The organism is Accumulibacter sp. (assembly GCF_029255125.1).
Lineage (GTDB): Bacteria > Pseudomonadota > Gammaproteobacteria > Burkholderiales > Rhodocyclaceae > Accumulibacter.
In genome coordinates this window covers 1-8,629 of sequence record NZ_JAPUVR010000004.1, presented here as the reverse complement: position 1 = coordinate 8,629, position 8,629 = coordinate 1, and the positions used below count along the sequence as shown (strand labels likewise).

The 8,629-nt window shown below is 62.2% G+C and carries 7 protein-coding genes; 1 reads left to right on the top strand and 6 read right to left on the bottom strand.

Annotated features, from left to right (window positions below):
* From Q1L59_RS00300 to Q1L59_RS00285, 4 genes are all read right to left on the bottom strand, one after another.
* On the bottom strand, positions 1 to 662 hold a 662-nt coding region (locus tag Q1L59_RS00300), incomplete at its 3' end, for a methylmalonyl-CoA mutase family protein (RefSeq protein ID WP_300327304.1).
* Between the two features lie 2 nt (positions 663 to 664).
* Entirely contained in the window at positions 665 to 1,852 is a 1,188-nt protein-coding gene (locus tag Q1L59_RS00295; protein ID WP_300327303.1) for a MaoC family dehydratase, read from the bottom strand.
* Positions 1,853 to 1,893: 41 nt separating this feature from the next.
* Positions 1,894 to 3,570, bottom strand: coding sequence for an acyl-CoA dehydrogenase family protein (locus Q1L59_RS00290; protein ID WP_300327302.1), 1,677 nt, complete (start codon positions 3,568 to 3,570; stop codon positions 1,894 to 1,896).
* Between the two features lie 32 nt (positions 3,571 to 3,602).
* Entirely contained in the window at positions 3,603 to 5,045 is a 1,443-nt protein-coding gene (locus Q1L59_RS00285; RefSeq protein WP_300327301.1) for an aldolase/citrate lyase family protein, read from the bottom strand.
* A 917-nt stretch (positions 5,046 to 5,962) separates the two neighbouring features.
* Here Q1L59_RS00285 and Q1L59_RS00280 point away from each other — a divergent pair.
* Positions 5,963 to 6,412, top strand: coding sequence for a MaoC family dehydratase (locus Q1L59_RS00280; protein ID WP_300327300.1), 450 nt, complete (start codon positions 5,963 to 5,965; stop codon positions 6,410 to 6,412).
* Between the two features lie 167 nt (positions 6,413 to 6,579).
* Here Q1L59_RS00280 and Q1L59_RS00275 read toward each other — a convergent pair whose 3' ends face one another.
* Together Q1L59_RS00275 and Q1L59_RS00270 are read right to left on the bottom strand one after the other, a co-directional pair.
* On the bottom strand, positions 6,580 to 7,761 hold the full coding sequence (locus tag Q1L59_RS00275) for a cation diffusion facilitator family transporter (protein ID WP_300327299.1): 1,182 nt from the start codon (positions 7,759 to 7,761) through the stop codon (positions 6,580 to 6,582).
* An 86-nt stretch (positions 7,762 to 7,847) separates the two neighbouring features.
* On the bottom strand, positions 7,848 to 8,447 hold the full coding sequence (locus Q1L59_RS00270; protein WP_300327298.1) for a CBS domain-containing protein: 600 nt from the start codon (positions 8,445 to 8,447) through the stop codon (positions 7,848 to 7,850).
* Positions 8,448 to 8,629: the final 182 nt, after the last annotated feature.

Sequence of the window (8,629 nt, the reverse complement as noted above, 5' to 3'; positions counted from 1 at the left end):
TTGACGAAGAACGAGATTCGTTCGACCACCTGGGGAAACTCCTCCGCCGGGATCTCGCCGGAAGCCCTGACCCGGTCGAGGACGGCCATTCCGGTACACAGCGCGTAGGCAAGTTCCTGGACCGGCGTTGCCCCAGCCTCCTGCAGGTGGTAGCTGCAGATGTTGGTGGGATTCCACTTCGGCACGTGCTTGACCGTGTAGTTGATGGTGTCGGCGATCAGGCGCATCGAGGGTGCAGGCGGAAAAATGTACGTGCCGCGTGAGAGATATTCCTTGATGATGTCGTTTTGCGTCGTCCCGCTCAGTGTTTTCGGATCGATCCCCCGGCTTTGCGCCAGGCCGACATATAGCGCCAGCAGCCAGGCGGCAGTGGCATTGATCGTCATCGAGGTGTTCATCCGATCGAGCGGGATCTGGTCGAACAACTGACTCATGTCCTCGATATGCGAGATGGGTACTCCGACCTTGCCCACCTCACCGCGGGCGAGCGGACTGTCGGCGTCGTAGCCGGTCTGCGTGGGCAGGTCGAAGGCGACCGACAGGCCCGTCTGGCCTTTCGCCAGATTGGTTCGATAGAGCGCGTTGGACGCTCGGGCTGAGCTGTGACCGCTGTAGGTCCGCATCAGCCAGGGCTGATCCCGATTGTTCCGGGTGGCGACCATGACTATTTCCTCTTTCTGATCAAGAGCCGTCTCTCGATCTCAAATATTTTCTCGTCAATCTTTTCCTTGCCCAGCGCCTTCTTGTCGTTCTCCTTGATGAACAGATCTGCGCCATGTCGGGCGAGAGCGCTGGCAGCGCTGACGTTCTTGACGCCGATGAGCTGGAAGGTCACGATGCCGAAAGCGCCACCCAGTTCGCCGGGAGCATCTTCGGCTGCCAGCACGCGCGAGAGCGCTGCTACGGTGTCGCCGGCGACCGTCGGCTGGGTGTGATAGCCCTCGGTGAAACCGAGCTCCCACACGCTGTTTTCGCTGACGTCGCGGCTCGCCAGGCCCTCCAGCCAGGCGAAGACGAGGCCGCCGTAGACGATCGGTTTGCCGCTCATCTTGCCCGACAAGCCGGCGCTGAAGACCTGGTCGAAATGCAGCGGGTGCGTGTTGCCGACGGCGTAAGTGAGCGGCAGGTGCTCATCGGTGACCGTCCGGCCGTTGGCATGGACGATGATCTCGCCGACCGGAAAGTCCTCGAAGTACGACCGTGGACCGGTCAGCCCGGCCACGCCCTTCGCCGCAAACCGGGGCAGGTGCGCCTCGCCGTCCGCAACCCAGGGAAAGTCCGGCGGTCGGCCGTCGGCCGACTCAGGCAAGGGGGTGGTCGACGGACGGTCCCCCTGCGCGGCGACCATGATCTTCCTTTGGTACTGCAGCACGACCTGATCGTTCTGGTTGATGCCGAGCGTCCTGATCGTCACGATTCCCGGTTGTCCGGCACCGCGCTCCTTGCGCTCGATGACCTTGGTCAGCGAGCGAATCGTGTCCGTCGCGTAAACCGGTCGCAAGTACTGCGCATCGTAGTAGCCGAGGTTGGCCATCGCCTTTTCGGAGTCATTCTGCACACCCAGCGAAAGAACGACGTTGAAGACCATCTGCGGCGAGGCGGGCAGTCCGGCGAAGCCGTTTGCCCGGGCGAATTCCTCGTTGAGGTAAAGCGGATTGCATTGCATGTAGGTGCGGGCAAAACTCTCCATCTGCGCCCGGAAGAAGGTGAAGCCGCGTGGGTGCACGAAGACCTGCCCGGGCGCGAACTCCTCCAGATAGCGGCCGTAGTGCGGATGGCGGACGCGTTCAAGGTCCACCCTGACCGCTTGGGCGAGCTCGGCCTGTGCTGCGAAGCGAATTGGCTGCGACATGAGACTCTCCTGTTGATCGTTCCGGCGCCTGAGCGCCCGATCTAGACGGCATCGATCAGCGCGCGCGCGATGACCTTCAGCGCCAGCGTCTCCTCAGCGCCTTCGAAGATCGACAGCACGCGCGCATCGAGGAAGTAGCGGCTGACCGGCGACTCTTCGGCGTAGCCCATGCCGCCGTGAATCTGCATCGCCTCGCGCGTCAGCCACTCGGCCGTCCGACAGGTGAACAGCTTGACCATGCTGGCTTCCATCTGTCCTTGTCCCTGATCCATCAAGCGGCCAACGGCGTAGGTGAATTGGCGCGAAACGGTGAGCAGCGTGGCCATGCGAGCCAGTTTGGCGCGGGTGAGCTGAAAGTCACCGATCGGCTTGCCGAAGGCCTGCCGTTCCTGGGCGTAGGAAACGGCCCGTTCAAACGCCGCCTGCATGACGCCGATCGCGCGCGCCGCCGTCTGGATACGGCCGCCGGCAAACCCCGCCATGGTGAAATAGAAGCCCTTGCCTTCGCCTTCCGGACCGCCGACCAGATTTTCATCGGGAACGAAGACATGATCGAAGAAGACCTCGTAGGAATGCATGCCGCGATAACCGATCGTGGCAATCGCCCGGCCGCTGAGCACGCCGCCCTCGGCCTGACGATACTCGAAGTCGTGTCCGTCATAGGAATCCTTCTCGACCAGGAACATGCTTAGTCCCTTGTGGCCGAGCGAGCGATCGGGATTGGAGCGCGCCAGGACGAGCAGGACGCCAGCCTTGCCGGCCATCGTGCACCACGTCTTGACGCCGTCGAGAATCCAGCCGCCGGCGCACTTGCTCGCCTTGAGCCGCATCGCGGCGACATCGGAGCCGGTATCCGGCTCGGTGACGGCAATCGCGCACAAGGGATCGCCCATCGCCACCTGCGGCAGCCATTTCTGCCGCTGCTCCTCGGTGCCGCCTTTCAGCAGGGCACGGCTGAGGATTTCAGGGCGCGTGATCAGGCTGCCGGCACCGCCGAGCGAGCCGCGCGAAAGCTCCTCGGTGACCACGATCATCCCCATGTTATCCTCGTGGTCGTCGCTCTGGATGCCGCCGTAGCGTTCAGGGATGGACAGGCCGAAGCAGCCCATCTCGGTCAGCGGTTCGAGAATCTCCTGCGGAATGATCCGGTCCTCGCGGTGGATCTCCTCGGCCAGCGGCATCACGACGTTGGTCGCCAGCTTGCGGAATGAATCCTGCATCATCGTCGCGTCGTCGCTCAACATATACGCGCCGCTCGCGCCATTGAGCGCGATGACTTCGCGGCCGAGCGCTTCCAGGTTGTCGGCGGCCAGCTGGCTCTGGCAGAAACGCCGCAGTTCGGGTGTCGTCAAGCTGGTCAGGTCGGCGTCGCTCAGACCGAAGCTCTGTGGTCGGGCGGACAGACGATTGCTGATGTTCTGCAAAGCCTCGGCACAGAAAATCAGTGCCATGCGCTCTTCCAGACAAGCGCCGGCCGCCGACGAAGTGCTCGCGGCAAACTTGCTGGCATACTCTGCGGCGAAACGTGCGCCGGTCGACTCGGCGGCGCACCAGGCCAGGTCGAAGCTGGCCACCTGGTGCTCGTCCAGCTTGTCGTTCGACACGCCCTTGCTGCCGGCGCACTGCTGTTTTATCCAGGCGAGTGAGCTGCGTACCAGCGCGTCGGCTGCGGCGAGGTGGCGCACCGCCTCCTGCATCCTGCTATTGACCTCAGTCATGGTTGATTCCTCTCATGCCGCCGGGTCGACGGCTATTTCCGGGTGCGGTTATTGACGATGCGGACAAACGAGCGCGAGCGCAATTCGTCGAGGGTGATTCCGGTGGCCAGGACTTCCTGTTCGGTGATCGCGCCACAGGCCATTCCGCGCAGGAAGAAATTGAGCAGGCCTTGGCCGGTTGCCGCGTCGTCAAACGTGTTGCCAACCAGCGTCGCCTGCGCCGCCTTGTTGAGGAAGGCGTTCAGACGCGCCGAAGCATCCTGCAGTCCGCTCAGGAAGAAGGTGTCGACCGCCGCATAGCGCACCGGCAACTGCCCTGGGTTGAGGTCCCAGCCCTGGTAGTACGCGTGCCGCATCGAGTGCATGATATTGTCGTAGTGCAGCTTCCATGCACCATGCACGACGGCACGGTTCTCGTCCATCTGCTGCGGGCTCAGGGCGCAATCCTTGCCCGCTTTGTGCGGGCCGATCGGCATGCTGGTCGTCGCCCCGTCGCTGATCGTGATGCCGGTGCCGGCCAGGCTGACCTGCAGCACATGGCGCGCAAAATCGCACGCCGGGTGCGTATGACTCTGGTGGGTGGCCGTGATGTTGCACGAAGCTGTGTAGTCGTAGGTGCCGAAGATCGCCGAACGACAGCGGCCGCCAGCGGCTGCGACGAGCAGGGGAACGGTGTTCTCGCCTTTGTGATTGATGATCGACTGGGTTGTCTCGATCATGATTTCCATGCGCAGCGAGTCTTTCGCAAAACCCAGCTTTGTTTCCAGGTTTTCGAGAATCGTCGCGCAGGTGGCAACCTGTGTCGGCGTCGTCACTTTGGGCAAGGTAACGATGAAGTTGGCCGGCAGTTGGCCGCCGGTCTGTTCGGCCAGGCGCGAAAGGAAGATGTCCAGCGTGCGGATCGCGCGCACCTTGCATTCGTCGGAAAACGTTTTGATACGGATGCCGATGAACGGCGAGAGGATGTTGTCACGCATGCCTTTGGCGACTTCATCTGCGGCAGCGACGGCGTGTCCATCCTCCTCGTCGTCGGGACGGTTGCCGTAGCCGTCCTCGAAATCGATCCGGTTGTCTTCGATCGGTTCGCTTTTCAGCTTTTTCAGCACGCGGTTGTAAACCGTATATGCCAACCAGGCGGCCGGCTTCACTTCGCGCACCTGCTCGGGATCCTTCTCCAGGGCGCGGGTCAGGCTAGCCTGTTCGATCGGCGTGGTTGGCAGCGTGTCGGCGCCCGGCAAGCCGAGAACGCGAGCGAAGACCAGGTAGTTCGGGGCGTAGGTGTCGAGCGTCTTGAGGGCAACCTCACCCAGCTTGCCGGCGAAACCCGCCTTGAACAGGTTGGCGCCCCCGTAGACCGTATGCACCGGCTGCCGCTCGAAAGAGTCGGCCGGGTAGTGACATTTGAAAGCGGAATTGGAATCGTGCAGTTGAGCGTAGTAGACGGTCAGTTCCTCAGGGGTCAGGGTGAGCCTCATGTGGTGCCTCCATAACAATTGAGATCAACAAGGAATCGTTTCCTGGGCGATGCTGGCCAGGATTCCGGAGAAATTCGTCGAACCTGTCGTGCCACCACCTCGCCTGCCGACCGACCCGCCTGCGCGGGCGGGCAGAGACACAACTGGCGTCGGGAGGGAAGATGGAGGCGGACATGGCTTGGCCAGAGAACCGGTGGTGGACGGGAAGCGTGCGCCTTAGTCGAGAGTCTGCGACAGGTTACAGGTCGCACTGCTCGCCGACAGCGACGCCGGGCAGTCCGGTAGACGGATTGCCGAACTCGGTGCAGGCGAATCAAGCCGTCTTCTGGAGAGAGCTTGTGGCAGCCGACGCACCCGGCTTGCCTGGCCTTGCCGAGCGGACGGTCGACACTCAGGCGGGGCGCGGTCGAGCGCCGCACGCTTTGCCTGAAGCCGATGGCAGGGGGTTGGACAAGCGCCAGGGAAAGATGGGCGCGAGCCTGTCTGCTGCCTTGGGGATGTGTCGATGCCGGCCCTCGTGGCCTGGTCGAGGGTGAGGAACTGGCCCTTCTTTGCTTCGCTCATCAGTCTTTGTTCCTCGTTACAGAGCACAGCGAACCAATGTTGTGAAACCGGAATCGAGCAGAGAAATTCTAGCGCCTGAGCGAACTTCTCCGCAAGTTGTTCGTGGACTTTCGAGCGGGGTCGTTGACGCCCGGAGGCCGCTGGGCGGCGGCGCCAAAAGGCTGGCACTGGGGCTGAGATTCCAACTATACTTGTGCTCGTTGGGTTGGAATTGCTGTCCGCGGTTGTCCGCGCGACAGGCCAACTTCTCGGTATTCAGGAGTCTCCGGACAAACGAGTGGCGCCGGCAGTCGGGGCGTCGCATTCCCTGAGCGCGGCGACCGCCGCGCTGATGATCACCAGAAAGGAACTGTATGAATCCACAAAACGGTTACGATGTCGAAGATCTGTCCGTTGGCATGAGCGCGGAAATCGCCAAGACGATCACGGATGCGGACCTCGTCCTTTTTGCCGGCGTCTCCACCGACGTGAACGCAGTGCATATGGACGAAGAGTTTGGCCGTACGACGATGTTTGGCGGACGCATTGCGCACGGCATGTTGACCGCGAGCCTGATTTCATCCGTTCTTGGCAATCGATTGCCTGGACCCGGTTGCATTTACCTGAGTCAGTCCTTGCGCTTTCGGGCGCCGGTGCGCCCGGGCGACACGGTTCGTGCCAAGGTGACAATCAAGGAGGTGATCGCCGACAAGGGCCGCGTCGTGCTCGATACCGTGTGCACCGTCGGCGACAAGGTCGTCATCGACGGTGAGGCAAGCTTGATGCCGACATCACGCAGGAAGCGCGAGGCTGCCGGCAAGTAGGCACCATCAGTGCGGCGAGGCCCGGCCTCGCCGCAACGGCCGATTTGCCGATTTGCCGGGGATTGCGCCTGGCTCGGGCTCATCTAAGGCAAGCGCAATGCTTGCTTACGCGTACGCCCACCCCAGCTCGCGGACGGGCGGCCGACGCCGGTTTCTTGCAACAAGTCTCAGGCGCTACCCAGTGGAAAGACGCTCTGCTGGTAATTGATTGACAGCGCACTGACGAGCGGCTGATCCTTCAGGCGGGTGGCGATTTCGCGCTCAGCCCGGTTCACCGCCGACAGGTCGGCGAGCACATCGACGGGCAGGAAGATCTCGACTTCGACCCGTCCGTTGAGGTAATGCAGTACCACCCGCCGCGCTTCCGGGAGCCCGGCAAGAATTGGCGTCAGCTGCTGCATCAAGGCGTTGCGATCGGGCAGGTTGTGACTATTCAGGTCATGATCGAGATCGTTTTCCACGTCCACGTGAACGAGAACATCGGAAACCGAGGCATGCGTGTCGAGCACCCGTTTGCGGGTCATTTCGGCCACGCGGTGTCCTTCGGAGACGCTGACTCGCGGATCGACGCACACATGCGCATCAACCAGCGAGCGATGCGCCATGCGCCGCGTTCGCAGTTCATGCAGGCTGCTCACTCCCGGGGTATCGATGATGACCTGCCGAATACTGTCGACCTCTTCCGCCGACAGCCCGGTGTCGATCAGCTCCTGCAGGGCATCCCAGGAAAAGACGACGCCCATGCGCACGATCATGAAGCCGACGATGACCGCGGCTACCGAGTCGGCGAACGCGAAGCCCATCAGGTTGCCGACGATGCCGACCGCGACAACGAGTGAGGAAGCGGCGTCCGAGCGCGCGTGCCAGGCATTGGCGACGAGCATCGGCGAGCGCAGCCGCTCGCCGACATGCAGCATGTAGCGGAACAAGCCTTCCTTGGCGATGAGGGCGATAACCGCCGTCCACAACGCGAGTGGGGCTACCGGCGGGAGATTGCCCAGATCCTGCAGCTTCACGCCAGCGCTCCAGATGATGCCAGCGCCAGTAGCCGCAAGGATGGCACCAAGCGCGAACGAGGCAGCCGTCTCGATTCTGGCGTGCCCGTACGGATGGCTGTCGTCGGCCGGATCCTTGCTGTGATGTGCGGCAAAAAGGACCAGGAAGTCACAGACGAGGTCGGACAGTGAGTGCAATCCGTCGGCAATCAGGCCCTGTGAATGCGCAATGATGCCCGCAACGACCTGGGCTGCCGTGAGAAAGACGTTGACCACGACGCTGATCCAGGTACAGCGCTGGGCCATTGCATGTCGACCGGGATCGTCGAACGATATTTCAGAATGTTGTGCCATGCGGTGATCGTCGCCAGATTTCCTTAAGCGATCCTTAATGCGGGTGCCGTTTGCCGGCTGCCAGTGGGGTCTTGGGCAACTGTCTTTCAGTGGCCAAGCGAACTGACCACCTGCGAGAAAGTCTGGGCAATCTCCTCGGGTTGAGGTTCAATTCCCATCTGACGTTCGATCTGGTGCAGCGAGAAAACGCCACAAAGCACGTGGTTGTCGGCTGCGTCGTGGTCCACCACCAGGCAGAAGGGTGTACCGAGTTCCTTCAGTGTGCTCAGGACATTACCCACGCGCGCGTGCTCTACGTCGCGCAAGTGCATCACTTCAGCGTCGTCATGCTTGTCGATCATGACGTTCGCGACGACCAGCTCGGTCGGCCGCAGGCCCAACTGATGCGCGGCCGCCAGCGGACGGCTCCCCTTCGTTCCTGCCTCGGTGACGATTCCGAGCAGTTGCGCCTGTTCGTCCGCGACGAGGATAAACTGCGCATGCGCGCAGGCCATCACGCGGTTTGCTTCCTCAAGCGAAGCACCAGGGGCAATCGTCAATGCCGGCTGCAGGCGATAATCGGTCATCACATCGAGCGCGGGCGAGCCTGCTTCTACCTTCGTCTGCGCAAGGACCTTCGAGAGATAGCAGGGAACGCCGCGCGTGAGCTTCGTCCAGGGCAGCGGCTTGTAGCGATGGTCGGACATTGCTTTCTTCCTCAACGTTGTTTACAACGCAGGAATTAGAGCACTGAACCTGCCTGCCTGACCTTACCCTTCGCCAGATCTCCGCTGGACACCGTAGCGGTTTTTCGTTATGGTTTCGCCTATGGATCTGGCGAAGCGGCTGTGGGAAGGTGATGCGCTGGAATACGTTCGGGAGATAGCCG

What these genes read in the sequence shown, in the direction of transcription:
- Q1L59_RS00295 (WP_300327303.1), bottom strand. Translation starts at nt 1,852, where the DNA reads ATGTCGCAGCCAATTCGCTTCGCAGCACAGGCCGAGCTCGCCCAAGCG.
- Q1L59_RS00290 (WP_300327302.1), bottom strand. Translation starts at nt 3,570, where the DNA reads ATGACTGAGGTCAATAGCAGGATGCAGGAGGCGGTGCGCCACCTCGCC.
- Q1L59_RS00285 (WP_300327301.1), bottom strand. Translation starts at nt 5,045, where the DNA reads ATGAGGCTCACCCTGACCCCTGAGGAACTGACCGTCTACTACGCTCAA.
- Q1L59_RS00280 (WP_300327300.1), top strand. Translation starts at nt 5,963, where the DNA reads ATGAATCCACAAAACGGTTACGATGTCGAAGATCTGTCCGTTGGCATG.
- Q1L59_RS00275 (WP_300327299.1), bottom strand. Translation starts at nt 7,761, where the DNA reads ATGGCACAACATTCTGAAATATCGTTCGACGATCCCGGTCGACATGCA.
- Q1L59_RS00270 (WP_300327298.1), bottom strand. Translation starts at nt 8,447, where the DNA reads ATGTCCGACCATCGCTACAAGCCGCTGCCCTGGACGAAGCTCACGCGC.